This is a genomic window from Antrihabitans stalactiti (genome assembly GCF_012932915.1).
GTDB lineage: Bacteria > Actinomycetota > Actinomycetes > Mycobacteriales > Mycobacteriaceae > Antrihabitans > Antrihabitans stalactiti.
The window spans coordinates 951,043-975,789 of record NZ_VCQU01000001.1; the positions used below are offsets into that span (position 1 = coordinate 951,043).

28 protein-coding genes are annotated in these 24,747 nt (G+C 63.7%); 3 read left to right on the forward strand and 25 right to left on the reverse strand.

Annotated elements, in window-relative coordinates:
- Window positions 1-34: 34 nt before the first annotated feature.
- The 16 genes from dprA to FGL95_RS04630 all read right to left on the reverse strand — a co-directional run bounded on the left by dprA (window position 35) and on the right by FGL95_RS04630 (window position 15,049).
- Window positions 35-1,177 (reverse strand): DNA-processing protein DprA, encoded by a 1,143-nt coding sequence (gene dprA, locus FGL95_RS04555; protein ID WP_169584968.1) that lies wholly within the window; start codon window positions 1,175-1,177, stop codon window positions 35-37.
- Entirely contained in the window at window positions 1,174-2,682 is a 1,509-nt protein-coding gene (locus FGL95_RS04560; RefSeq protein ID WP_169584969.1) for a YifB family Mg chelatase-like AAA ATPase, read from the reverse strand. Before FGL95_RS04560 ends, dprA begins: the two co-directional genes overlap by 4 nt.
- Window positions 2,682-3,038, reverse strand: a complete 357-nt coding sequence (locus FGL95_RS04565) for a YraN family protein (protein WP_169584970.1) — start codon at window positions 3,036-3,038, stop codon at window positions 2,682-2,684. Before FGL95_RS04565 ends, FGL95_RS04560 begins: the two co-directional genes overlap by 1 nt.
- Window positions 3,039-3,267: 229 nt before the next feature.
- Window positions 3,268-3,573 (reverse strand): DUF2469 domain-containing protein, encoded by a 306-nt coding sequence (locus FGL95_RS04570; RefSeq protein ID WP_169584971.1) that lies wholly within the window; start codon window positions 3,571-3,573, stop codon window positions 3,268-3,270.
- Window positions 3,570-4,313, reverse strand: a complete 744-nt coding sequence (locus FGL95_RS04575; RefSeq protein WP_169584972.1) for a ribonuclease HII — start codon at window positions 4,311-4,313, stop codon at window positions 3,570-3,572. Before FGL95_RS04575 ends, FGL95_RS04570 begins: the two co-directional genes overlap by 4 nt.
- A complete protein-coding gene (lepB, locus tag FGL95_RS04580) occupies window positions 4,310-5,095 on the reverse strand; it encodes a signal peptidase I (RefSeq protein ID WP_169585243.1) in 786 nt (261 codons plus the stop codon). Before lepB ends, FGL95_RS04575 begins: the two co-directional genes overlap by 4 nt.
- Window positions 5,096-5,173: 78 nt before the next feature.
- Window positions 5,174-5,515: a 50S ribosomal protein L19 gene (rplS, locus tag FGL95_RS04585; RefSeq protein WP_169584973.1), complete on the reverse strand. Its 342-nt coding sequence runs from the start codon at window positions 5,513-5,515 to the stop codon at window positions 5,174-5,176.
- A gap of 73 nt (window positions 5,516-5,588) precedes the next feature.
- The gene (locus tag FGL95_RS04590; protein WP_169584974.1) at window positions 5,589-6,479 is read right to left on the reverse strand and encodes a hypothetical protein; all 891 of its coding nucleotides are present in this window, start codon (window positions 6,477-6,479) and stop codon (window positions 5,589-5,591) included.
- Window positions 6,480-6,490: 11 nt separating this feature from the next.
- Window positions 6,491-8,803 carry a Tex-like N-terminal domain-containing protein gene (locus FGL95_RS04595; protein WP_338079706.1) on the reverse strand — a complete coding sequence of 771 codons (2,313 nt, stop codon included), beginning with the start codon at window positions 8,801-8,803 and terminating at the stop codon, window positions 6,491-6,493.
- Between the two features lie 19 nt (window positions 8,804-8,822).
- Complete coding sequence (locus FGL95_RS04600; RefSeq protein WP_240962655.1) at window positions 8,823-9,872, reverse strand: CaiB/BaiF CoA transferase family protein; 1,050 nt, start codon at window positions 9,870-9,872, stop codon at window positions 8,823-8,825.
- Between the two features lie 35 nt (window positions 9,873-9,907).
- Entirely contained in the window at window positions 9,908-10,375 is a 468-nt protein-coding gene (locus FGL95_RS04605) for a YiiD C-terminal domain-containing protein (protein WP_169584976.1), read from the reverse strand.
- Window positions 10,372-11,619 (reverse strand): acyl-CoA dehydrogenase family protein, encoded by a 1,248-nt coding sequence (locus FGL95_RS04610; protein WP_169584977.1) that lies wholly within the window; start codon window positions 11,617-11,619, stop codon window positions 10,372-10,374. Before FGL95_RS04610 ends, FGL95_RS04605 begins: the two co-directional genes overlap by 4 nt.
- Window positions 11,616-12,485 (reverse strand): SDR family oxidoreductase, encoded by an 870-nt coding sequence (locus FGL95_RS04615; protein WP_169584978.1) that lies wholly within the window; start codon window positions 12,483-12,485, stop codon window positions 11,616-11,618. The genes FGL95_RS04610 and FGL95_RS04615 overlap by 4 nt, the downstream gene beginning before the upstream one ends.
- A gap of 18 nt (window positions 12,486-12,503) precedes the next feature.
- The gene (locus tag FGL95_RS04620) at window positions 12,504-13,367 is read right to left on the reverse strand and encodes a MaoC/PaaZ C-terminal domain-containing protein (protein ID WP_169584979.1); all 864 of its coding nucleotides are present in this window, start codon (window positions 13,365-13,367) and stop codon (window positions 12,504-12,506) included.
- 1 nt (window position 13,368) lies between these two features.
- Window positions 13,369-13,809: a type II toxin-antitoxin system Rv0910 family toxin gene (locus FGL95_RS04625; RefSeq protein WP_169584980.1), complete on the reverse strand. Its 441-nt coding sequence runs from the start codon at window positions 13,807-13,809 to the stop codon at window positions 13,369-13,371.
- Between the two features lie 52 nt (window positions 13,810-13,861).
- Window positions 13,862-15,049 (reverse strand): thiolase C-terminal domain-containing protein, encoded by a 1,188-nt coding sequence (locus FGL95_RS04630; protein ID WP_169584981.1) that lies wholly within the window; start codon window positions 15,047-15,049, stop codon window positions 13,862-13,864.
- Window positions 15,050-15,197: 148 nt separating this feature from the next.
- Between FGL95_RS04630 and FGL95_RS04635 the strand changes: the two genes are divergently transcribed.
- Window positions 15,198-15,821, forward strand: coding sequence for a TetR/AcrR family transcriptional regulator (locus FGL95_RS04635; RefSeq protein WP_169584982.1), 624 nt, complete (start codon window positions 15,198-15,200; stop codon window positions 15,819-15,821).
- Window positions 15,822-15,868: 47 nt separating this feature from the next.
- Here FGL95_RS04635 and trmD read toward each other — a convergent pair whose 3' ends face one another.
- The 8 genes from trmD to FGL95_RS04675 form a co-directional block, all read right to left on the reverse strand.
- A complete protein-coding gene (gene trmD, locus FGL95_RS04640) occupies window positions 15,869-16,543 on the reverse strand; it encodes a tRNA (guanosine(37)-N1)-methyltransferase TrmD (protein WP_169584983.1) in 675 nt (224 codons plus the stop codon).
- Window positions 16,540-17,067 (reverse strand): ribosome maturation factor RimM, encoded by a 528-nt coding sequence (gene rimM, locus FGL95_RS04645; RefSeq protein WP_169584984.1) that lies wholly within the window; start codon window positions 17,065-17,067, stop codon window positions 16,540-16,542. The genes trmD and rimM overlap by 4 nt, the downstream gene beginning before the upstream one ends.
- A 7-nt stretch (window positions 17,068-17,074) precedes the next feature.
- Entirely contained in the window at window positions 17,075-17,317 is a 243-nt protein-coding gene (locus FGL95_RS04650; RefSeq protein ID WP_169584985.1) for an RNA-binding protein, read from the reverse strand.
- Window positions 17,314-17,766, reverse strand: a complete 453-nt coding sequence (gene rpsP, locus FGL95_RS04655; RefSeq protein WP_169584986.1) for a 30S ribosomal protein S16 — start codon at window positions 17,764-17,766, stop codon at window positions 17,314-17,316. The genes FGL95_RS04650 and rpsP overlap by 4 nt, the downstream gene beginning before the upstream one ends.
- A gap of 168 nt (window positions 17,767-17,934) precedes the next feature.
- The gene (locus FGL95_RS04660) at window positions 17,935-18,324 is read right to left on the reverse strand and encodes a universal stress protein (RefSeq protein WP_169584987.1); all 390 of its coding nucleotides are present in this window, start codon (window positions 18,322-18,324) and stop codon (window positions 17,935-17,937) included.
- Entirely contained in the window at window positions 18,321-19,850 is a 1,530-nt protein-coding gene (locus FGL95_RS04665) for a tripartite tricarboxylate transporter permease (protein WP_169584988.1), read from the reverse strand. Before FGL95_RS04665 ends, FGL95_RS04660 begins: the two co-directional genes overlap by 4 nt.
- A gap of 1 nt (window position 19,851) precedes the next feature.
- On the reverse strand, window positions 19,852-20,358 hold the full coding sequence (locus tag FGL95_RS04670) for a tripartite tricarboxylate transporter TctB family protein (RefSeq protein ID WP_169584989.1): 507 nt from the start codon (window positions 20,356-20,358) through the stop codon (window positions 19,852-19,854).
- Complete coding sequence (locus FGL95_RS04675; RefSeq protein ID WP_206071429.1) at window positions 20,355-21,344, reverse strand: Bug family tripartite tricarboxylate transporter substrate binding protein; 990 nt, start codon at window positions 21,342-21,344, stop codon at window positions 20,355-20,357. Before FGL95_RS04675 ends, FGL95_RS04670 begins: the two co-directional genes overlap by 4 nt.
- A gap of 67 nt (window positions 21,345-21,411) precedes the next feature.
- Here FGL95_RS04675 and FGL95_RS04680 point away from each other — a divergent pair, with 67 nt between their 5' ends.
- Both FGL95_RS04680 and FGL95_RS04685 read left to right on the forward strand, forming a co-directional pair.
- The gene (locus tag FGL95_RS04680) at window positions 21,412-23,040 is read left to right on the forward strand and encodes a sensor histidine kinase (protein WP_169584990.1); all 1,629 of its coding nucleotides are present in this window, start codon (window positions 21,412-21,414) and stop codon (window positions 23,038-23,040) included.
- On the forward strand, window positions 23,033-23,701 hold the full coding sequence (locus FGL95_RS04685; RefSeq protein ID WP_169584991.1) for a response regulator: 669 nt from the start codon (window positions 23,033-23,035) through the stop codon (window positions 23,699-23,701). The genes FGL95_RS04680 and FGL95_RS04685 overlap by 8 nt, the downstream gene beginning before the upstream one ends.
- A 56-nt stretch (window positions 23,702-23,757) precedes the next feature.
- Here the strand turns inward: FGL95_RS04685 and FGL95_RS04690 are convergent, their stop codons facing one another.
- Window positions 23,758-24,738, reverse strand: a complete 981-nt coding sequence (locus FGL95_RS04690; RefSeq protein WP_338079707.1) for an LLM class F420-dependent oxidoreductase — start codon at window positions 24,736-24,738, stop codon at window positions 23,758-23,760.
- Window positions 24,739-24,747: the final 9 nt, after the last annotated feature.

Below are 24,747 nucleotides of genomic sequence, written 5' to 3' on the forward strand. Positions count from 1 at the left end.
TCCACGAGTTGTGCGCAGCGCGATTGGAAAGGCATCAGCTCGCCCGCCGCTGCCGAACCCGGTGCCACCCGGACTCGTCGGAGACCACGAAGCCGGCGAGCTCGAGCATCGGCAGCGCCGCGCGCACATTGCCGATCGGCAGCCCCGACGCTTCGGCCAGTTGCTGAGGCGCGAGCCCGCCGACGACAGGCAACGCTTCGTAGACCAGCAGTTGGTCGCCGACCAAGCCATCGGTCACGCGCTGGTCGAGCGTGACTTCGTCCACGGGTAACCGCAGCGGTCCAGCCTCGACCAGCACGTCGCTCGCATTTGCTACCAAGATCGCTTCACCCTCCCGAATCATCTGATTGCACCCGACCGAGGTGGTCGAGTTGACCGAGCCGGGGACAGCCAACGCCGGCCTACCCAGCCGCCGTGCCCATTTCGCCGTGTTGCGCGCTCCGCTGCGCCGACCTGCCTCGATGACCGCGACAGCATCCGACAACACGGCGATGAGCCGGTTCCGCTCTAGGAAGCGATGCCGTTGCGGAGTCGTGTTCGGCGCGTACTCGCTCACCACCAGTCCGTCCTCGGCGATCCGTCGCAGGAGGGCTTGGTGCGCAGCCGGATAGGCGCGATCGACCCCGCATGCCAACACCGCTATCGACGCTCCTTCGACCGCCAACGCGGCTCGGTGCGCCGCCGCGTCGACGCCGAATGCCGCGCCGGAGACGATCGTCCAACCCTGTGCCGCGAGATCGCTCGCGATGTCTGCGGTGACGCTGGTGCCATAGTTGCTCGGCGCGCGCGTCCCGACCACACCGATCGCACGGTCGGTGAGTTCGGCCAGCGACGCGGTACCCAGGACCCACAGGCCGAGTGGCGCAACAAGTTCGGATTCGCGTCCGCTATCGCAGCCGTCGAACGCGAGCATGCGCCAGCTCGGCCATTCCGCGTCGTCCGGCGTCACGAACCGTCCGCCGAGACTCTCGATCAGCTCCAGATCGTCTGCGGCAGTGTCGAGATGGCGGCGAGACTGCGTGACCTTCTGCAAGGCGGGCGGTAGGTCCCACTCCCGGACCGCACGGGCGGCGTCGTCAGCGCCGACTGCCGCCACCAGATCGCTCAACGGCCCGCACGGACCCTGCGCCACACTGGAGAGGTAGGCCCAGGCGGACCTGCTCGAATCGTCGTTCATGCGTGAATCTCGTTCCGGTATGCGAGCGCCTGTTCGACATCGGCGCGACTGGGCAGGTGTGCACCGCGCAAGTCGGCCAACGTCCATGCGACGCGGATGGTTCGGTCCGCACCGCGTGCAGTGAGCTGGCCATGCCGCAGAGCGAGGTCGATCGGCGCAATTACTTTGTAAGGCAGCCGAACTGTGCTCCGCACGAGCCAGCCTGGCACCTCCCCGTTAGTCGTGAAGCCATACTCGGCCCAGCGCTGCGCCGCAGCCGACCGAGCCGCCGCCACCCGCTCGGCCACGACTGCGCTGCCCTCCCCAGCCTGCGTATCGAACGCTCCGGTCGACATCGCCTGCATCTTGATCCGCACATCGACCCGGTCCACGAGCGGACCCGAAAGCTTGCCGAGGTAGCGCCGCCGAGCGATCGGGGCACACACGCAATCAACCTCTCGTGCCGGTGCACATGGGCACGGATTTGCTGCGAGCACGAGCTGAAATCTCGCCGGATACTTCGCGACTCCGTCACGTCGAGCGATGCGTACTTCACCTTCCTCCAGCGGAGTTCGCAAGGCTTCCAAGGCTTTCGTGCCAAGCTCTGGATATTCGTCGAGGAACAAGACACCGCGGTGCGCGCGGCTGATTGCGCCCGGGCGCGCCATACCTGCCCCTCCCCCGACCAGCGCCGTCACCGACGTCGTGTGATGCGGCGCGATGAATGGCGCCGCCGTGATCAACGGGTTGTCGTCCGCCAGCGACCCTGCAACGGAATGAATGGCTGTCACCTCCAGTGACTCCTGCTCGGACAGCTTTGGCAGTAACCCTGGAAGCCGTTGCGCAAGCATAGTTTTGCCGATGCCTGGCGGGCCGGTGAGCATGAGATGGTGTGCACCAGCGGCGGCGACCTCCAAAGCCCACCGCGCTTCGACCTGGCCCGATACTTCGCTGAGGTCGCCATAGGAGACATCGGCTCCGATAGCGCGACCGCTAGGTTCGGACAGCATCACCTCACCGCGCAGCCACAGCACGACGTCGCGTAAGCAGGTCGCGCCGAACACCTCGATACCGTCGACCAGCCCTGCTTCGGCAAGCCCGGCCGCGGGTACGACTACCCGCGGCCACCCTTCTTTCTTCGCAGCGAGCACCGCAGGAAGGATGCCTCGAACACGCCGGAGCCGACCGTCGAGCGCCAATTCGCCTAGCAGTACGGTCTTTTCCAATTTGTCCCGCGGGACTTCGCGCGCAGCGTCGAGCACGCTGAGAGCCAGAGCGAGATCGTAGACGGACCCGACCTTCGGCAATGTGGCAGGTGACAACGCCAGGATCACGCGAGAATCGGGCCATTTCTCGTCCGAATTGGTCACCGCCGCCCGGACCCGGTCGCGAGATTCTTGCAGCGCGGTGTCCGGCAAGCCGACGAGGTGAACGCCTGGCAGTCCCCTGCCGATATCCGCCTCGATCTCGACCAGGGTGCCGTCGACGCCGCACACTGCCACCGAGTGCGCCCGACCGAGCGCCATCAGAACACCGCCGGCAGGTGCTCGATTACGGGATCTGCTCCACGCTCGATCAACACCGCCACCACGTCGAATCTGATCGGCGCCCACGCTCCGGGTTGTTCGGCCAGCCAGATCGCGGCCAGTCGCCTGATCCTGACCTGTTTGGCAAAAGTGACAGCTTCGGCGGGAAGACCGAACCGCAGACCCGTGCGCGTCTTTACTTCGACGAACACCACCGTGTCGCCCTCACGCACGATCAAGTCGAGTTCGCCGTATCGGCACCGCCAGTTTCGGCAGATGACCGTCATGCCGGCCGCGGTCAGGTATTGCGCTGCGAGGTCTTCCCCGCGAGCGCCGAGCGTCAAGTTGTGTGCCACGAATTCCACTCAACCGGACCGATCCGACAGCTCAGCGCCGCGACCTGGGCAAACGGATTGCCCTGTGGATGAATTCAGGGCTGTGGACAACACGCCGTAGCAGCGAAGGGACACGCCGAAGCATTAGTCCAAGGTGTCTGACACGGGGCCTACCATGAGATCGCGATCTCGCAGAAATTTTGCGCACGAAGAGTCCTGGGACCGCCCAGGACGACCCTGCGCCTGGAAACTACTCGGGCAGGCGCAGATCCGGCTTGTCCAGCTCTTCGATATTGACGTCCTTGAACGTAATGACGCGGACCTGTTTGACGAAGCGCGCGGGGCGGTACATGTCCCACACCCAGGCGTCGGTCATCCGAACCTCGAAATAGATCTCGCCGTCGGCGTTCTGCGGCAACAGTTCGACCGAGTTCGCTAGATAGAAGCGTCGCTCGGTCTCGACGACATACGAGAACTGGCCGACGATGTCCTTGTACTCGCGATACAGCGAGAGTTCCATCTCGGTTTCGTACTTCTCGAGATCCTCGGCACTCATCGGGTGGGAGATCCTCCTGATCTGCTATGAACAGTCATCATGTCGCATTCGCCGACGTCGAGAGCCACAGGGTCCAATTCGGTGCCATCGACCAGCGAAGCCGGGGGCACGTTGCGCCACGACGTCCGGTGTTCGCTGCTCGGACCCAAGGCTGCGAGCGCGGCCATATGCACGGGCGTGTTGTAACCCTTGTGTGCGGCAAAGCCGTAACCAGGGAATTTGCTGTCCATCTCGACCATCATCCGGTCGCGCGTGACCTTGGCGATGATGCTCGCCGCCGCGATACACGCGGCGTTCGCGTCACCGCCGATCACCGGTAACGCCGGCGCGGGAATTCCCGGGACACGGAAGCCGTCGGTGAGCACGTACCCAGGCTGCACCGACAGTCCGGCAACCGCGCGGCGCATCCCTTCGATGTTCGCGACATGGATGCCGATCGAGTCGATCTCCCATGCTGGAATCGACACGACTTTCCAGGCCAGTGCCAACCGCGTGATCACCGGATACAGCTGCTCACGCGCACGCTCGGTCAGCTTTTTCGAATCGTCGAGACCGTCGAGTGCCGGATGCGGCTTCGGCGCCAACACACACGCCGCAACAACCAGCGGGCCCGCGCAGCAGCCACGACCAGCCTCGTCGACACCCGCGACCGGACCTAGCCCACTACGGACCAAGGCCGATTCGAGAGTTCGCAAGCCACCGGATCGACGGATGACGGCTCGTGGCGGCCAACGCGTCATTGGCCTGGGCAGCGCAATTTTGGTGGATCGTCAGGGGTTCTGATCAGTCCGATGCGGCTCAGCGGCAAAGCGATGAAGATGGCACGCCCACGCACATTGTCGATCGGGATCGTCCCCTGACGCTCGTCCTGCACGTGGAAGCGGGAATCGGCCGAATTGCACCGATTGTCGCCCATCATCCACAGATTCCCATCGGGAACGGTCACCGGCGCAAAGCAACGCCGGGACTGCTGCGGCGTGGTGCAGGTCAGAGTGCCGGGCGTGAACGTGAAATCGTTGATGACATACGGCTCGTCGAGTGGCTTGCCGTCGACCAGGACGCGACCTTGGTCGTCGCAGCACTCGACCTTCTGACCGCCAGTGGCGATCACGCGCTTGACCAGGTCGTTCTCGTCCGGCGGGACCACGCCGATCAATGAACCGACATTCTGCAATCCGCGGATGACGGCGTTGGACGACCGGATCGATTTATAGCGCTCGTTCCACGAATCGGGACCGAGGAACACGATGACATCGCCCTGTTTCGGGTCACCGAACCGATAACCGATCTTTTCGACGACGATGCGATCACCCGTACACCCGTCGCAGCCGTGCAACGTCGGTTCCATCGACTCGGACGGAATCAGATACACGCGCGCAACGAACGTTTGGAGCAAGAAACTCAGCACCAACGCGACGACAATAAGCACCGGAAGTTCCCGAAGGAACGACCGCTGCTTACCTGCCTGCTTCTTCTTCTTTTTTGGGGTTTCGCTTGCCCCAGAGTCTTTGTCGTCAGTCACGTTCTCTTCGTCCGCCACGTCAGACAGGTTAGCCCGCTCGGCGATAACAGCACCGGCTTGGAACTACCTGCGAGTCGCTCAGCGCTTCTCTTTGATCTTCGCGGCCTTACCGCGCAGGTCACGGAGGTAGTACAGCTTGGCGCGACGGACATCACCGCGGGTGACGACGTCGATGTGATCGATGTTGGGGCTGTGCACCGGGAACGTGCGCTCCACGCCGACACCGAACGAGACCTTACGAACGGTGAAGGTCTCGCGAATGCCACCACCCTGACGTCGAATGACGACGCCCTTGAAGATCTGGACGCGCTCCTTCGAGCCTTCGATGACCTTCACGTGGACATTGAGGGTGTCGCCGGGGCGAAACTCTGGGATGTCGTCGCGGAGAGACTTTTCGTCCAGGAAATCCAGGGTGTTCATGTGGTTACGTCATCCTTGCGTTCGCGAGAGCAGAGGAACCTAACGGCAATAGCTCGAATGGTTCGTACCCAGGTCAGGTCAGGTCGCCAGTAGGCAACCCGTCAATTGTGCCAGACGCGGCACCCTGTAATGAAATCGCGCTCGGCGGCGGCGGTGCTGCGTGGATGATGCGCGCCAGCTCCTCCTCCGCTTCGGTGCGGGCATGAGCGATGCTCGGCTTGCCTGCGATGAGATCCTGCACGTAGATCTTTGCCCGGATCAGCGGCCGTCGCAGGCGCCGCTCACGGTTCAACGCACGCTGCATTCGCTTCGGCCGCGTCGTATAACGCCAGCGCGCCCACGGCGCCCCAGGCCTGCTCAACCGAATTGCGCCGATCAGGAGCAGCGGCACCACGAAGAGGCCGACCAAGCCGGTCCAAATCTTGCCTTTCGCCAGCACGATCGCCGCGAGCCCGAGATTGAAGATCGAGGAGACGACGATCAGACCGCGAGCCCACGGATTCGGATCCTTGCGAAAGTCCGTGGCGTTGATCAACTCCAAGGGGCGCAGACCAAGCAGCAAGAGGCCCGTGACGGCGAGCGCGACGAAGACCGCGTCGACGGAAACACGGCCTTCCTCCTCCCAATAGACGTCCTCCAGATGCAGGATCAACGCGAACTCGTCCAGCACCAACGCCGCCCCCGCGCCGAAGAGCGCAGCGAGCCACGCCCCACTCGTCTGAGTGCCGTCGACATAGATCGCGATCATCGATACACCCGAAATCAGCATCGCCACTACGCCGAACACCACGTGGTGAACGTGGTGGCCGCCCGTGACAACGTTGCCCGGCCACCAACGGACCTTCGCGCGAATCAACCGCACGCTGAGCCGAATGAGTAGAAAACCGACAATGAACCCGATCAGGAAGAAGAGGAGCGGCAACCGCCCGTGGGCGATGATCTCCTCGTCGAGCCATCTACGCATCCGTTGTTCGCCTACCGCCCGAAGCCGGCCTGACGTAGCGCGTCGGCCATCGATCCGCTCGGCGCCGATTGCGGCCGTGAGCGTTGCTTACCCGCATCGGGAGCCTTGCGAGGCGACTGCTGCCGGGGTGACTGTGGCTGCCTGGGTGGTTGCTTCGCACGCGCAGGTTTGCCGCCGATCTCGTCGTCGAGCCGGAGCGTAAGCGCAATCCGTTGCCTCTCGGTATCCACCTCGAGCACCTTCACCCGTACGACGTCACCAGACTTGACGACTTCGCGGGGGTCTTTGACGAAATTATGCGACATAGCGGACACGTGGACCAGGCCGTCCTGATGGACGCCAACGTCGACGAAGGCACCGAACGCGGCAACGTTGGTCACGACACCTTCCAGAGTCATGCCCGGTTTCAAGTCGGCGACCTTCTCTACACCGGCCGCGAAGGTCGCAGTCTTGAATTCGGGGCGCGGGTCGCGGCCCGGCTTCTCCAGCTCGGCGATGATGTCGGTGACGGTTGGTAGGCCGAACTTGTCGTCGACGAAGTCCGCAGGCCGAATGCTGGACAGCACGGCGGTGTTGCCGATGAGTTCAGCAACTCCCTTGCCGGTCCGTTCCATGATCCGGCGGACGACCGGGTAGGCCTCCGGGTGGACCGCCGAGGAATCGAGGGGGTCGTCGCCACCACCGATCCGGAGGAACCCCGCGCACTGTTCGAACGCCTTCGGACCCAGCCGTGGCAATTCTTTGAGCGCCTTGCGGCTGCGGAACGGTCCGCATTTGTCGCGTTGGGTGACGATGGCATCCGCAAGCGACCCGGTAATGCCGGAGACGCGGGACAACAGCGGGATCGACGCCGTATTGACGTCGACGCCGACAGCGTTCACGGCGTCTTCGACGACCGCCCCGAGCGAGCGGGCGAGCAGCGTCTCGGAGATGTCGTGCTGATACTGCCCGACTCCGATCGACTTCGGATCGATCTTGACCAGCTCGGCGAGCGGATCCTGCAGACGCCGCGCAATGGACACCGCACCACGAAGAGACACGTCCATGTCGGGAAGTTCGGCCGAGGCATACGCCGATGCAGAGTAGACCGACGCCCCCGCCTCCGAGACGACGACCTTGGTGGGCTTGTTCTCCGGAATACGGGAAATGAGCTCGGCGGCAAGCGCGTCCGTCTCGCGAGACGCCGTGCCGTTGCCGATCGCGATCAGCTCGACACCGAATCGTGCGACCAGGGCGCCGAGGACGGCGAGCGCGCGATCAGTCTGTCCCTGCGGCTTGTGTGGATAGATGACCTCGGTCGCCACCACTTTGCCGGTGTTGTCGACGACGGCGACCTTCACGCCGGTGCGGAAGCCCGGGTCCAGGCCCATCGTGGTCCGCGTGCCTGCGGGTGCGGCCAGCAGCAGGTCGCGCAGGTTGGAGGCGAAGATGTCGACGGCGTCCTTCTCGGCCAGCTGCCGCAGCCGCATCCTCGTGTCGATTCCCAGCGTGACCTGCAGCTTCGTCTTCCACGCCCAGCGCACCGTGTCGAGCAACCAGGCGTCAGCGGGACGACCACGATCGGCGATGCCGAATTGCCGCGCGATCCGGCCCTCGTAGACCGACCGCTCCCCCGGCACCGGCTCTTCGCGCTCCGGATCGATGCTGAGGGTGAGGATCTCCTCCTTCTCACCGCGCAGGACGGCAAGGATCCGGTGCGACGGCAGCGATTCGAACGGCTCCGAGAATTCGAAGTAGTCCTTGAACTTGGCGCCCTCGACTTCCTTACCCTTGCGCACGCCGGACTTGACCTGACCGCGCTTCCACATCGTCTCGCGCAACTCACCGACCAGGTCCGCGTCTTCGGCGAATCGTTCGACCAGGATCGCGCGTGCACCATCGAGTTGCTCGGCGGTAAACGTTGCGGGGTCGGTGGTCGGGTCGTTGAACAGCGCATCGGCCACCGGCTCGTGACCGGCTTCGCGCGCGATCTGCGCCTTGGTTCGGCGCTTCGGCTTGAACGGCAGGTAGATGTCTTCCAGCCGAGCTTTCGTGTCCGCGAGCATGATCCGATCGCGCAGCGCGTCGTCGAGCTTGCCCTGGGACTCGATCGATTCGAGGATCGCCTCGCGGCGCTCGTCGAGTTCACGCAAGTACCGGAGCCGCTCGTCGAGCAGCCGCAACTGCGCGTCGTCCAAGCCGCCGGTGACCTCTTTGCGGTACCGCGCGATGAACGGCACCGTGGACCCCGCATCGAGCAGATCGACCGCGGCTTTGACCTGCTCTTCTCTGACTTCGAGCTCTTCGGCAATACGTTGATTCACTGTTTTCAAGGCAACCGTCACGCCCAAGAACACTACCGGGCTAAGCCCAGCCGGCCACGACTGCTGCGGCGTCGCTGCCGCAATCGCCGAGTGGCTTCGGCGTGTCGGCCGGAGTCCGGGTGAAACGCGGCGCGGGTGCCGGCTGCACCAGTCCGCCCACGTCGATGTGACTGTTGCGCGCGACATTGTGCGGATGCTCGTGCGCTTCCCACGGCGAAAGCACTGGTGCTACACAGGCATCCACACCGTCGAACACCTCTGACCACTCGTCGCGGGTCTTCGTCAGAAACTTGGCCGTGAGCACATCTCGCCACGCCTTGTCGCCCGCCGGATCCAGGTAGACGGACAGATCCTCGTCGTCGATCTCCAACGCCGCCACCAGTTGGGCGTGGAATTGCGGTTCGATCGGCCCGACGGAGACGTACTGCCCATCGGCGGTCTCGTAGGTGTCGTAGAAGGACCTGCCACCATCCAAAAGGTTTTCACCACGGGGGTTTTCGTACAAACCACCCTCTCGCAGACCGTGGTAGAACGCCATCATCATCGACGCACCGTCGATGATCGCCGAATCGATGACTTGACCGACACCGGACCGTTCGCGCTCGTACAGCGCCGCCATGACGCCCATCGCCATCAGCATGCCGCCACTTGCCAAGTCGCCCAGCAGAACTCCGGGTGGCACTGGGCGCTCGCCCGCTCTGCCGATCAGGCTGAGTGCGCCGGTGAGCCCGATGTAGTTGATGTCGTGGCCTGCGCGCGGAGCAAGCGGACCCTCTTGCCCCCAACCGGTCACTCGCACGTAGACGAGTTGCGGATTCGCCGCAGTCAGGTCAGCCGGACCGATACCGACCTTCTCTGCGACGCCCGGACGAAAGCCTTCGACGAACACGTCGGCCTTCTCGGCAAGAGCACGGACCGACGCCAAGCCTGCTGGATCCTTGAGATCGATGGTCAGGCTTCGCTTTCCACGATCGACCGGACCGGGTGGCGGCGTTATTGCGCTGCCACCCGGGCGGTCGATCCGCACTACGTCGGCACCGAGATCGGCGAGGATCATCCCGCCGAAAGGCACCGGTGCCAGTCCTGCCATCTCGACTACGCGAACTCCGGACAACGGCCCCATCGTCAACGTCCGATCGCTCGTATTTGATAGAGCCCCTTGGTCACCGCGACCGTCTCACCGCTCGCGTCGGTGACGACCGCCTCCAGCTCGAAATCGGCCTTGCCCTTCTCGGCGGCCTCGTTCGCGATACGGTCGAGCTCGTCGTCCGAAACCTGTGCTTGCGCACGGACATCCGTCTTGGCAGGACGGGTGAACTTGATCGTCAGCTCCTTGACCAGCGGGTAGTACGCGGAGGTATCGAACGAGGCGATGGCGATCGCTCCACCGAGAACCTCGGCGACGGTGAACAGCACCCCGGCATAGATCACCCCGAAGTGGTTACCGTTGCCCTCGATGGGAACGGTCGTGGCGGCGAAGCCGCGCCGCACCTCGACCGCTTGGACACCCATCTTCGCTGCGGCTGGAATGGTGAATTCCATTGCACCGTTGATGATGTCCACGAAGGGTGGCGCCTCGTTCGATTCCGTCATCCTGCCAGCAGTCCTTTCGCGACGTGCGTGATCTGAATTTCGTTGCTGCCTGCGTAGATCATCAACGACTTCGCATCGCGCGCAAGCTGTTCCACACGGTACTCGCGCATATAGCCGTTACCACCGAACAATTGCACGGCCTCCATCGCGACCTCGGTAGCCGCTTCCGACGCGTACCACTTGACGGCCGACGATTCCGCGAGACTCGGCACCTTGCCCGCCCGAGCCATCTCGATCGTGCGGAACACCATGTTCTGCACGTTGATTCGCGCGACTTCCATCTTCGCCAGCTTCAGCTGGATCAACTGGAAGCGGCCGATCTCCTGACCCCACAACTTGCGGTTCTTGGCATAGTCCGTCGAAAGCCGAAGGCATTCTTCGATGATGCCGAGCGCGAGCGCTCCGACACCGAGGCGCTCGGCGACGAAGCCGGACTTCGCGCTGTCGCGCCCGTCGCCGGACTTGTGATCCTCCGTCTCGCCGAGCAAACGGTCCTTGCCGACGCGAACGTTGTCGAAGAACAATTCGCCGGTGGGCGAGGAGTTCATGCCCATCTTCTTGAATGCAGGCGGCTGGGTAAGGCCTTCCATACCCTTGTCGAGCACGAAGGTGAGTACCTTACGGTCACGCTTGTCGACCGCCGAATTCCCCTCGTCCAGCTTTGCGTAGACCACGATGGTGTCTGCGTCCGGGCTGTTCGTGATGAACGTCTTCTGCCCGTTGAGGATGTAATCCTCACCGTCGCGTTTCACGGAGGACTTCATGCCGCCGAAGGCGTCCGAACCGGAGTCCGGCTCGGTCAATGCCCAGGCGGCGACCTTGTCGAACGTCACCAGATCGGGCAGCCAACGCTTCTTCTGGTCGAGAGTGCCGCGCTGGAGAATCGTCGCGGCACCGAGGCCGAGGCTCACCCCGACGCTGGCGACCAAGCCGAGGCTGACGGCGGACAGTTCCTTGACCAGGATTATCGCCATCCCCTCCTGACCGCTCATCTCGAACCCGCCGCCGGACTTCTTGGCCTCCTTGGGAGCGCCATCCGCGCGCGCAGCTTCCTTCGCGAGGTATTTGTCCAGCGCTTCTCGCGCCAACTCGTCGATACCGAAGGAGGCGAACAACTTTCGAATCAGTGGGTACGGCGACATTTCACCGGACTCCAGAGCGTCCGTGTGCGGACGGATCTCTTTGTCGATGAACTCGCGGACTGCGCCCTGGATCAGGAGATCAGTTTCGGACCACTCGATCATGGCAACCTGCTCGCAATGTCGTCGATTTCCCACGGACCTTCGGTCTCGATGGTCTTGATGTCGTGCCAACCCGCCAGCTCGGAAATCGCACCACCTTGCACCGCGAAAACCTTGCCGGTGATAGGGCACTTCTCGGTCGCGAGATAGGCGACGACCGGCGAGATGTTCGCCGGGCTGAACGCGTCGAACTCGCCCTCTTCCACGGCTGCACCGAGAATGGCGCCCATGCCCGGCGTTGCCAGCGTGAGCCGAGTGCGAGCGATCGGCGCGATCGCGTTCACGCGAACTCCGTAGCGCTCCAACTCATCTGCCGCGACCAGGGTCAGTGCGGCGATACCCGCTTTGGCAGCACCGTAGTTCGCCTGGCCTGCGTTGGGCACAGTGACACCCGACGCCGAGGCCGTGTTGATCACGGCCGCGTTCGGCTGGTCGCCTGCCTTCGACTGCGACTTCCAATACGCGGCGGCGTGATGGAGGACCGCGGCATGACCCTTGAGGTGCACCGCGATGACGGAATCCCACTGCGCCTCGTCAAGACCTGCGATGAAGCTGTCGCGCAGAATGCCCGCGTTGTTGACGACGATGTCCAACCCGCCGAACTCCGAGATTGCCTGATCGACAAGCCCTTTCGCTCCGTCCCAGGTGGCGACGTTGTCGGTGTTGGCGACAGCCTTGCCACCTGCCGCGACGATCTCGTTCACTACCTCCTGCGCGGGGCCTGCGTCGGCACCCTCGCCGGAATTGCTGCCACCGAGGTCGTTGACGACGACGCTGGCGCCCTGCTGTGCGAACAACAACGCATGTTCGCGGCCGATGCCGCGCCCAGCGCCTGTGATGACGGCAATGCGGCCGTCCAGTGCTCCCATTTCTATGGCTCCCTTGCCTTAGTCTCTGATTTCGGCGAGGCCGTCGGTGATGACGAAGTCCTCGCCTCGTGCGGTCTCGAATGCGTAGGACGTAATGCCGTCTGCCGAACCTTTGCGCCAGATACGGGTTTCCAGGTCGTCGCCTGGAATCACCATCTTCGAGAATCTGACGGCAAATCGCTTCAGCCGGTTGACATCCGAGCCACCAACCTCGGTCAGTACCGCCCATGACGTGAACGCCATAGTGCACAGTCCGTGCGCGATGATCCCCGGCAGGCCCGCCGACTTCGCGACCTCCTCGTCGAGGTGAATCGGCATCGGGTCGCCCGACGCCGGCGAATACCGGAACGTCTGGTCGAGGTCGACGTGCTGCACAACCTTCGCCACCGGCGCTGCATCGCGCAGTGCGGCATCGAACTTGTGCGTCGGACTCAACTCACCGACCGTCCTGCCAGCACTCATCCCACGGACGAACGTCGTGACGTACTGTTCGTTGACGAGCTCGCCGTCCTCGGTCCGGCATTCGAGCAAAATCGCTGCGCGAGTGCCGTTGTCGAGACTTTCGTAGCCGATCATCTTGCCGCGCGAGACCAGCGTGTCACCGGGCCTGATCGGGCGGTGAAAGTGGAAGTCCTGCTCGCCGTGGACAATCCGCGGAATCGACTCGATCGGCAGCACATCGACCGCCGGGGTCATCAGCGATTCGAAGACGGGAACGATCCCGAACACCGGTGGCGCGATGCTGCCGTTGCGGTGCGCCTCGATCGGATCGTTGGTCGCCGCAGCGTATTCGGCGATTCGCTCGGCAGTGACCTCGAAGCGGTCCTCGTCGGTCCAGGTGTCGAGCCCGGAATCGTCGAATTCCATTACCTGCAGCGTCATGTCAGGCCGCCGCGGTTGCGAGCGCGTCCAACTTCTCGAGCGTCTGGTCGATCTGCTTGGTGCCGTCCTTCTCGACAGCCTTGCCGAGCGCGCCCTTGATGAGGGCACCTTCGAAATCGCCTGCGACAGTGAGCTTCGAGCCCGCGTCGGCCGGTTCGATGGTGAAGGTGAACTCACACTTCACACCTGCCATGCCGGTGCCTGCCAGCGCCAGCGAACGTGGCGCGTCGACGTCGCCGACCACCCATTCCATCTTGTTGGCCATGCCGAGCATGACGATCTTCGCGACAAGCGTGGCGCCGGTGGTCAGAACGGCCGGGGGCTCCTGCATCCACTTCTCGTGGATGGTGAACCACTTGTCCCAGGTCTGGGGATCCGACACCACTGCCCAGAGTGCGTCGGGCGTTGCGGACAGTTCCTTCGAAGCTTCGATGTGACCCATGATGTGTCTCCTTGTTGTCGAGAGTTGTTGGCGTAGCTGGTTTTTGATCTAGCTAGCGGTCTGCGCGCTGGTATGCGGTCACGACGGCGGCGCCGCCGAGACCGATGTTGTGCTGGAGGGCAGCCGTCACGCCGTCGACCTGGCGCTTGTCGGCTGTGCCGCGGAGCTGCCAGGTGAGCTCGGAGCACTGCGCGAGGCCCGTCGCACCCAGCGGATGCCCCTTCGAGATGAGGCCGCCCGACGGGTTGACGACCCACTTGCCGCCGTAGGTGGTCTGGTCGTTGTCGATCAACTTTCCAGCTTCACCCTCGCCGCACAGTCCGAGTGCTTCGTACAGCAGCAGTTCGTTGGCGGAGAAGCAGTCGTGCAATTCGATGACCTGGAAGTCGTCTGCGCCCAAACCGGATTGGTCGTACACCTTGCGTGCGGCTTGGACGTTCATGTCGTAGCCGATCAGGTTCTTGCACGTCCGGTCGAAGCTGGATTGGAAGTCCGTGGTCATTGCCTGACCGACGATTTCGACAGCCTGACCGGCGAGACCGTGCTTGTCGACGAAGTCCTCACTGGCGAGAATCGCAGCACCCGAACCGTCCGAGGTCGGTGAGCATTGCAACTTGGTCAGCGGGTCGTAGATCATCCGCGAACCAAGAATGTCGTCGAGCGAGTATTCGGTCTGGAACTGCGCGTACGGATTGTTGACCGAGTGCTTGTGGTTCTTGTACCCGATTTTCGCGAAATGCTCTGCAGTAGTGCCGTATTTCTCCATGTGCTCACGGCCGGCAGCACCGAACATCCACGGTGCGGGCGGGAAGAGCACTTCAGAGATTTCGGCGAGCAGCATCATGTGCTTTTCCATCGGCTGCTCGCGGTCGTTGTAGGTCGCGCCCAACGAACCCGGCTGCATCTTCTCGAATCCGAGGGCAATCGTGCAGTCCGCGAGACCGCCGCGAATGGCCTGCGCGGCCAAGAACAACGCGGTCGATCCCGTCGAACAGTTGTTGTTGACGTTGACGATCGGAATGCCGGTCATGCCCAGTTCGTACAGCGCTCGCTGCCCGGAGGTCGACTCGCCATAGACGTAGCCGACGTAGCCCTGCTCGACCTCGCGATAGTCGATACCGGCGTCTTCCAGCGCTTTCGTTCCCGATTCGCGCGCCATATCCGGGTAATCCCATTCACGTGCGCCCGGCTTTTCGAATTTGGTCATGCCGACGCCGACCACAAATACGCGATTCGCCACAGCGGACCTCCTTGTCCTCGTAAGTGATGACGTGCGTCGTCACACTATAACTGAGGACGATCGTCCGCAATTGGCTGCGCTGTGATGCGGGTCACTGCGACACTGGCGGGATACAGTGTCGCGACGAGTATTCGACGAGGAAGCGACGATGACCGAACCAGATCAGGCCGACGCTCAGCCCGCCGAACAGCGGGTTTGGGGCGGCACCACGTTGGCTGAGCGACGTGCCAGCCGACGGACTGCCTTTCTGGAGGCCGCGCTGGACCTGATCGGCAAGGAGGGTGAATCGGGCGTCACGGTCCGTTCGCTCTGCAGGCAGGCGGGACTGACGGACCGCTATTTCTACGAGAGCTTCGCCAGCCGCGACGAGTTGCTCGGGACGCTGTACCGAGAGGTCGCCGAGGAAATGTACTCCGCGGTCGCCAACGCACTCCCCGCCGGAGCCGACCGCCGGGAGAATCTGCGTGCGGTGGTCGAAACCCTCGTGTCGGCCATGCTCGACGATCCGCGAAAAGGTCGACTGATCACTATCGAACCCTTCGCCAACGCCGCCCTTTCCGAGGCGACGTTCGCGGTGGTTCCGACATTCACCCGCTTGATTCGCCACGTCGTCGACCCCAGCATCAGCAGGAACCGCCGCGCAATGATCGGTGTCTCGGTTGCCGGATCGATCGGCTCGCTGATGTTCGCGTGGCTATCGGGTGCGCTCCCCGTCACTCGCGAGGAACTCGTCGACTACAGCGTCGAAATGCTGGAGAACTACCTGCCCTGACAACTGTGCGCGATTTTCACCCTTGGGCGGGTGAGACGCGCGCACGGTTAGAGGAGGTCGGGACGCCGTTCGCGGGTGCGTTCCAGGCCCTGTTCGCGCCGCCACGCCGCCACCTTCGCGTGGTCGCCCGACAGCAGGACCGGAGGCACGTCCAGCCCACGCCAGCTCACGGGACGCGTGTAGCTCGGACCTTCCAAGATGCCATCGGAGAACGAATCCTCTTGGTGGGATTGCTGATTCCCGAGCACACCCGGGAGCAGCCGCACGACGGCCTCGACCATCACCAGGACGGCGGCCTCTCCCCCGATCAGCACGTAATCGCCGATGCTCACTTCTTCGACGCGAACCCGCCGGGCGGCGTCGTCGAACACGCGTTGGTCGATCCCCTCGTATCTGCCGCAGGCGAAGACGAGATGGCTTTCGCCGGACCATCTTTGGGCGATCTGCTGGGTGAACGGCACGCCGGCCGGGGTGGGTACGACGAGCAACGCATCGTCGGGGCAGACGGCGTCGAGCGCATCGCCCCAGACCGTCGGCTTCATCACCATCCCCGGACCGCCACCGTAGGGGGAATCGTCTACGGACTTGTGAACGTCGTGGGTCCAGTCGCGCAGGTCGTGGACGCCGAGGGAGACGATGCCATTGTCGATCGCCTTGCCCAACAAGGCCGTTCGCATGGGTTCGAGATATTCGGGAAAGATCGTGACGACGTCGAGTCTCACAACGCTTCCAGGTTCAACAAGCCTTCCGGCGGATCGATCTCGACCGTGCCGTCGGCGATCGACACGGCCGTGACGATCGCGGCGACGAAGGGCACCAGAATTTCGCGGTCGTCGGCCGCCTTCACCGAAAGCAGTTCTCCCGCAGCGGTATGCAGCACCTCGCTGACCGTACCGACCGGCGTCCCGTCGGCCAACCGAACCGCCAGGCCTTCCAACTCGTGATCGTAGAACTCGTCCGGATCGTCGGACGGTTCGATCTCGGCAGAGTCGATGACGAACAGCGTCCCCCGCAGTGCGTCGGCAGCCTCGCGGTCGCCGATTCCTTTCAGACGCAGCAAAAGCCGCCCGGAGTGTTCCCGGGCGGCTTCGACTGTGTAGTCGGTGAGACCTTTGTCGCGTGGCTTGCGGCCGTGCAGCACCGCGTCGACGGCAAAGCGCAGGTCGGGGTCGTCGGTACGCACATCGACGACGACCTCGCCTTTGACGCCGTGCGACTTGGCGACACGACCGACGACGAGCTCCACGCGCGTGTTACTGATCGGTGTCTACGACGTCGACGCGAATTCCGCGTCCACCGATGCCGGAGACCAAGGTGCGCAAGGCAGTCGCAGTGCGACCGCCCCTACCGATGACCTTGCCGAGATCGTCTGGGTGGACGTGGACCTCGACGGTCCGGCCACGACGACCGGTGATCATTTCGACGCGAACCTCGTCAGGCTTGGAGACGATGCCGCGAACAAGATGCTCTACGACATCTGCGACAACCGCACTCACTTGTCAGCAGCCTCGGCGGGGGCTTCGGTGGCCTCGGCCGCGTCGTCGGCAGGAGCCTTCTTGGGCGCCTTCTTCTTGGGCGTGGTGGCGGCACCGGTCGGCTCGTTGTCGACCGCCGCGAGAGCTGCCTGGAAGCGCTCCAGCTTGGTGGGGCCGACTTCCTTGACCTTGAGGGTGCCCTCGGTGCCGGGCAGACCCTTGTACTTCTGCCAGTCACCGGTGATCTTCAGGATGGCCTCGACGGGCTCGGTCGGCTGTGCGCCGACGCTGAGCCAGTACTGCGCACGCTCGGAATCGACCTCGATGAGCGACGGCTCTTCCTTGGGGTGGTACTTGCCGATGGTCTCGATCGCACGACCGTCACGACGGGTGCGAGAGTCCGCGACAACGATGCGGTACTGCGGGTTGCGGATCTTGCCGAGCCGCGTGAGCTTGATCTTGACAGCCATGTGTAGAGCCTTTCGAATGGTCACGGCGCAATTCAGCGGCCTGCACGGCATGCGGGCCCGGTTTTGCGTTACGGGGGTGTTGTGACCGCCGCGCGGTACGGAACCGGAGACGGGCTAACGGTCGCCCTTGGAGGACGACCGCCCATTATGCCACACACCCGAGCGCGCTCATTCCGGCGGTTTCACAGCCAGAACCGGCTTCGCGCAGCGTAGGAGCAACTTCTGCGAGTTGCTCCCCAGCAGCAGCTTGCCGACCGGTGTGCGGTGCCGGATGCCGATCACGAGCAATTCTGTGTCGTCACGGTCCATAGCTGCCAGCAGCGCATCCACGATGTCGACTCCGACGGGCTGCTCCAGAACGTATTCGAGGCCCGAGGCGTTGAGCACTTCCTGCAGGTCCAGGACCTGCCCCTCGGCGGCGAAGCGTGGGTCTGCAAGGGCGTCGCCGCGGGACGCGTTGATCACCAGGAGCGCCGCGCCACGGACCTTCGCCTCGGCAATTCCGTGCTGCACTGCGGCGTCGCCGTATTCGTCTGCCGAGTATCCGATGACGATCATGCTGGTTCCTTCTCTCGCTCGTCGATGGCGTGTACGGGATCTATTTCCGGTCGGTGCATGAGCTTCATGACCAGCGGAACTGCGAGCAGCAAGACGATCAGGACGTACACCACGATCGCGACCGGCTCGTTGAACAAGCTGCTCCACTCGCCACCGCCCAACTGCAGGCTCTGCCGCAACTGGCGCTCGATGCGCGGTCCGAGGATCACGCCGATGATCAGCGGCAACGCCGGAAGCCCGAACCGGCGCATCATCAGGCCGACCAGTCCGAAGACGAGCAGCAAGGCCAGGTCCAGCCACTGCAGGTTCACCGCGAAGGCGCCCAAGGTCGCGAAGAAGAGGATCCCCGCATACAGGTACGGCCGCGGCGTGCGGAGCAGCTTCGCCCACAACGGCGCGAGCGGCAGATTGAGCGCGAGCAGGAGGAAGTTGCCGATGAACAGACTTGCGATCAACGTCCAGATCAGGAGCGGTTCTTTCTCGAACAGCGTCGGTCCGGGCTGGATGCCGTAGGAGACGAATGCCGTCAGCATGACCGCTGCGGTCGCGTTGGTCGGCAGGCCGAGCGAGAGCATCGGGACGAGGGTGCCCGCGGCCGATGCGTTGTTCGCAGCTTCCGGACCTGCGACGCCTTCGATTGCACCCTTGCCGAACTCGTCCTTGTTCTTCGCCAGCTTCTTCTCGGTGATGTAGGACAGGAAGGTCGGCAGTTCAGCGCCACCGGCGGGCAACGCACCGAAGGGGAAGCCGTACGCGGTGCCGCGCAGCCATGGTTTCCACGACCGTTTCCAATCTTCCTTGCCCATCCACGGCCGTCCGACGGGTATGACCTCGGCGGGACGATGCCTCAGGTGTGCAGCAACCCAGAGCGCTTCACCGACAGCGAAGACGGCGACAGCGACAACGACGATGTCGATGCCGTCGGACAGTTGCGGAATACCGAACGTCGCGCGCGGCTGACCGGTGAGGAAGTCGATGCCGATCAGGCCGATGGCCAGGCCGAGGAACAGCGAGATGCAGCCACGCAGTTTCGAGGTGCCGAGCACTGCGGTCACGGCTACCAAGGCGAGCAACATGATCGCGAGGTACGACGGTGCACCGAGCGTGACTGCGAACTTCGACACCGCAGGCGCGAAGAGCACGATCAACATCGTGCCGATCGACCCTGCGACGAACGATCCGATCGCGGCGGTCGCCAAGGCTTGCGCCGCTCGACCCGCCTTGGCCATCTTGTTGCCTTCGATGGCGGTGATCACCGACGACGACTCCCCCGGCGTGTTCAGCAGGATCGACGTTGTCGAACCGCCGTACATGCCGCCGTAGTAGATGCCGGCGAACATGATGAATGCCGCACTGGGACTGACGTTGTAGGTGATGGGAAGCAGGAGTGCCACGGTCATCGCCGGACCGATTCCTGGCAGCACGCCGACCGCGGTCCCGAGCAGAACACCGACGCACGCGTACAGCAGATTCATCGGCGTCGCGGCCTGCTCGAAGCCTTGTAAGAGCCAATCTAGATTTTCCATGTCAGAGAATCCCGTCCAGAATGCCTGCGGGCAGCGGGATTCCGAGCCCTGAGTAGAACGCGTAGAAGCTGCCGACGGACAACAAGCCGCCGATCACGAGGTTGCGAACATAGTGTCTGCTGCCCAAAATCGTTGCAGCCCCGGCAAACAGGAGTCCACCGGTGATCGCCCAACCGAGCGGATCGACGAGGACGATGGTCGCGACGAACAGCCCGATCAGCAGACCGACGGTCTTCCAGTCGCCCGGTGTATCGAGGTCGATGTCCTCACCGCCGTCGGCCTCGCCTTTCGATCCTCGCGTGATCGCGACAGCGAGCAGCACCGCGCAGACGAGGAGGCCGGCACCCACGACGAGCGGAAAGAGCTTGGGCCCAACGGGATCCACTTTTGCATAGCCGCCTGCGAGAGTGAGTGCGTCGTAGATCAGAAAGACTCCGACGACCACCAGCACGGCGCAGACGATGAGCTGGCCCCAGTCTTTCGACTGGACCTCGGCGGGGGCGGTCATACCAGCCCCAATTCGGTCAGCGTCGACGACACCCGCTCGTCTTGGGCCTTGAGAAATTGTTCGAAATCCGTCCCGGTCAGGAATGCGTCGGACCAGCCGTTCTTCACCAGGGCCTCCTTCCACTCCGGTGTGTTGTGCAATTCTTCGAGAATCTTGACCATCGCGTCCCGCGCATCACCCGAAATCCCTGGCGGTGCAAGCACTCCGCGCCAGTTGGTGAAGACGAGGTCGACGCCGGCCTCGGTCAGGGTCGGTGCATCGATGCCTGCTACTCGCTCCTTGCCGGAGACCGCCAGCACGCGGACCGTCCCCGCCTCGATCTGGTCGACGTACTCACCGAGTCCAGACGTACCCGCGGTGATTTTCTTGCCCAGCAACGCAGTCAGGAGGTCGCCACCGCCGTCGTAGGACACGAAGTTCACCGATTTGGGATCGACGCCGACAGCCCGCGCGGTTTCCATCGGGAAGAGGTGATCGGGACCGCCGGGTGACGAGCCACCGCCGATGGTCACCTTGGACGGATCCGCTTTCCACGCGGCAACGAAGTCGTCGATCGTCTTCAACGGCGAATCCGCCGGGACCAGAATGCCTTCCTGCTCCTCGACGACCTTCGCCAACGCGGTCGCATTCGACACGCGCGCCGAGGATCCGTTCGTGTACACAGCACCGACGACACCCAGACCCATCATCATCATGAGGTCGTCGTTGCCCTTTTCGTTCATCAGCCGGGCCATCGCGACGGTGCCGCCGGCACCGAGAACGTTGAAAACCTCGACGCGGCCGGTGATGTCGTTGTCTTGCATGATCTTCACGGCGGTCCGCGCGGTGAGGTCGTAGCCGCCACCTGGACTGTTCGGCACCATCATGCGGAGCCGGTGCAGCCCGCTGTCGTCGCCGCGCGTCACGCCGCAGCCGGCGACGAGCAACGCCGCCAACAATGCGACCAGCAGCCCGCGCATCGCGCGGGGAGTGCTTCGTCTCGACATCGTTCCCCATTTCGCTTGGAAAGTGATCCTCAGCAATACTGGGCCGACACCGTGATCCACGTCACTCTTGAGAACGCAACGAAAGTATTGTTCATTGTGGTCATCAGTCGTCCGTAGCTGGCGCAGTCTCGCCGGCCAGTTCCTGCTGTTTCAGCTGGTGGTGGTCGCCGTCGTGTTGACGACTGTCGCGGCGGTCTCGGTCACGCAGTCGACGAAAGAGTTCCGCGACGTACGCGGTCAGCGGATGATCGCCGTTGCGGAGAACGTCGCATCGACTCCCTTGGTCCGTGACCGGTACGCCGACCCGTTCGCAGCCCAGCTGCTTGCCCCCGACGTAGACCGCGCGGTCAATCTGTCGGGAGCATCGCTCGCCGAGATCATCGACCCGGCAGGCACCGTGCGCGCGTCGTCGGATCCGTTGCGGATCGGCGCGACTGCTCAGCTCGGCGACAGCAACGTCACTGCAGGTCGGGCTTGGTTCGGCGACGTGGACATCGACGGAATGCATTCGCTGGTCGGTCATGTGCCGCTGCTGTCGACGAACGGTGACGTGCTCGCGATCATTGCGGTCAGCGAGGACTATCCGTCGGTGTGGGAACTGCTCAGCGGCGCCGGTGAGCGACTGATCCTCTACCTGGGTTTGGGTGCCGCGCTCGGCATGATCGGATCTTGGCTGCTGTCGCGTCGAATCAAACGGCAGACCCGAGGCCTGGAGATCGCGGAGATCGCGAGCCTCGCCGATCATCGAGAAGCGCTGCTGCACAGCATCCAAGAGGGCGTCGTCGCGGTGAACAACGAAGGTGAGATCACGGTCTTGAACGACAGCGCGCAAGATCTGCTCGGTCTGGCGCCCGATGCCGTCGGACGCCATGTCGACGACGTTGCGATCGACTCCGCGGTCCGCGAGTTCTTGCTGTCCGGCGAAGACGTTCGCGATGTCGTCATCGCCACGCCCACTCGCGTTCTCGCCCTGAACCGGCGCGCCGCCACCAGCAAAGGACAACAGATCGGCACAGTTACGACAATGCGCGACAGCACCGAACTCGCGTCGATGCAGAGCCAGCTCTCATCGCACAAGAGCGTCACCGACACACTCCGTGCGCAAACTCACGAGTTCGCCAACCAGTTGCACACAATCTCCGGCCTGGCCCAGCTCGGCGAATTCGAGGCCGTCACCGAGTTCGTCGGAACACTCACCCGGCGGCGTGCGGCGATCAGTGATGCTGTGACGCAGAGCATCTCCGATCCCGCGGTTGCCTCGCTCTTGATCGCGAAGACATCGCTGGCAGCCGAATCGGGTGTCGCGCTATACCTTGCGCCCGAATCGCACCTGAGCGCGCTGGAACCCGCGATGGCCACCGACGTGATCACCGTGCTCGGCAACTTGATCGACAATGCGGTCGACGTCTCGGAAGGGTCTGCTGCGGCACAGGTTTCGGTCGCCATCAGCGACGACGACGATCTCGTCATCACCGTCGAAGACTCGGGAACCGGTGTGCCAGAGGCTATGCGAGAGTCGATCTTCTCGCGCGGGGTCACGTCGAAGACGGACGTGCCGGGCGGTCGCGGAATCGGCCTGGCCCTGGTCCGGCTGGTGAGCGCACAACACGGCGGCGACGCAGCCGTGTCGGACACGACGACCGGCGGCGCAGTGTTCACCGTTCGCCTGCCGCGGATCGGAGCAGTCGATGTTTGACGTGCTGGTCGTCGACGACGACTTCATGGTGGCCGAGATTCATCGCCGATTCGTCGACAGGACACCGGATTTCGCGACCGTTGGCGTGGCGCGCACCGGTGCACAGGCTTTGGAAGCCGTCGCGACGCTGTCCCCGGATCTGGTGCTTCTCGACGTCCATCTCCCTGACATGTCCGGCCTCGACGTCATGCGTCGGCTCCGTGCGGACCGAAATCCGGTCGAGATCATCATGATCACCGCCGCTCGCGAACTGGACACGGTCACCGAGGCGTTGCATGGCGGAGCGGCCGACTACCTGATCAAGCCGTTCGAATTCCCGCAGTTGCAAGCGAAACTCACCGCGTTCAAGGAACGGTCCCTGACCCTGCAGTCGCATGCTGGCGTCGATCAGTCCCTCGTCGACTCACTGTTCGGTAGCGCAGGCCAACGCCAAGCCCAGCAGCGACTGCCCAAAGGGCTGAGTCCCGAGACCGGCACCCTCGTGCTCGATGCCGTGCGGTCCAAGGCCGAACTGTCTGCAGCGGAATGCGCTGAGCTGGTCGGCATTTCCCGCGTGAGTGCACGGCGCTATCTCGAGCACTACCTCGAAACCGGCGCGCTCGAAATCCGGCTGCAATACGGCGGCGCTGGTCGACCCGAGCGGCGTTACCGCGCGACGTGAGCTACGCCTGTGCGTGAGTTTGGCCCCTCTGGGGGCCAAACTCACGCACGGTTGGTTCAGTGCACCAGCGGGCCGAGTGTGCGGCCGGCGAGCTCGACGATGCCGGGCTCGTGACCGTTGGCGACCTGGTTGATGATGACGCCGTCGATGCCCTGATCGAGGACCCGCTTCTGGATCTGCTCGGCGACGTCGTCGGGGGCGCCGACGAACTGGCGGTCCGTCGCGGCGGCGCGCTTGTCGTCCGGCAGCGAATCCAGATCGACACCCATCTTGCGGAAGTGGTCGCGTTGCAGCGAGCGCGCACGATCGCCGTCCTCGTCGACAATGACGAACGCCAGGTAACTGGTCTCCAGAGTCGCCGGATCGCGGTCCACCTCTTCGCATCGCGCCGCAATCGCCTCGACCTTTCGTGGCAGCTCCGACGCATTACAGATGACGTTCAAGTGCGCGCCGAACTTCGCCGCCAAGCCGAAGGTCTTCTTTTCGCCGCCACCGCCCAACATGATCGGCAGGTCGTCGCGAATACGCGGCTCGTTGATGGCCTCGTCGACGTGATACCACTTGCCGTCGAACGTCGGGCGCTCACCGCGCAGCATCGGCGCGATGATCTCCAACGCCTCCCCCAGCCGCTCGAACCGGTCGGTGAACGTGCCGAATTCATAGCCGAACGACTTGTGCTCGAATTCGAACCAACCCGCACCGATGCCGAGAATCGCGCGGCCGCCGCTGACGACATCCAACGTCGTCACGGTCTTTGCCAGCATCGGCGGATTTCGATACGTGTTACCCGTGACCAGCGCGGACAGCTGGATCTTCTCGGTCGCGGTTGCGATGCCCGCGAGCGCGGTATACGCCTCGAGCATCGGCTCGTCCGGTTTACCGATTCCGGGCAATTGATAGAAGTGATCCATGACGAAGGCGGTGTCGAATCCTGCCGACTCCGCTTCGCGCGCTTGCGCAATGACAGTCGGGAACAGGTCGGCAACCGACCCCTGGTAGCTGAAGTTTGGCATCTGATAGCCGAGTCGAATGCTCACGTAATCCGA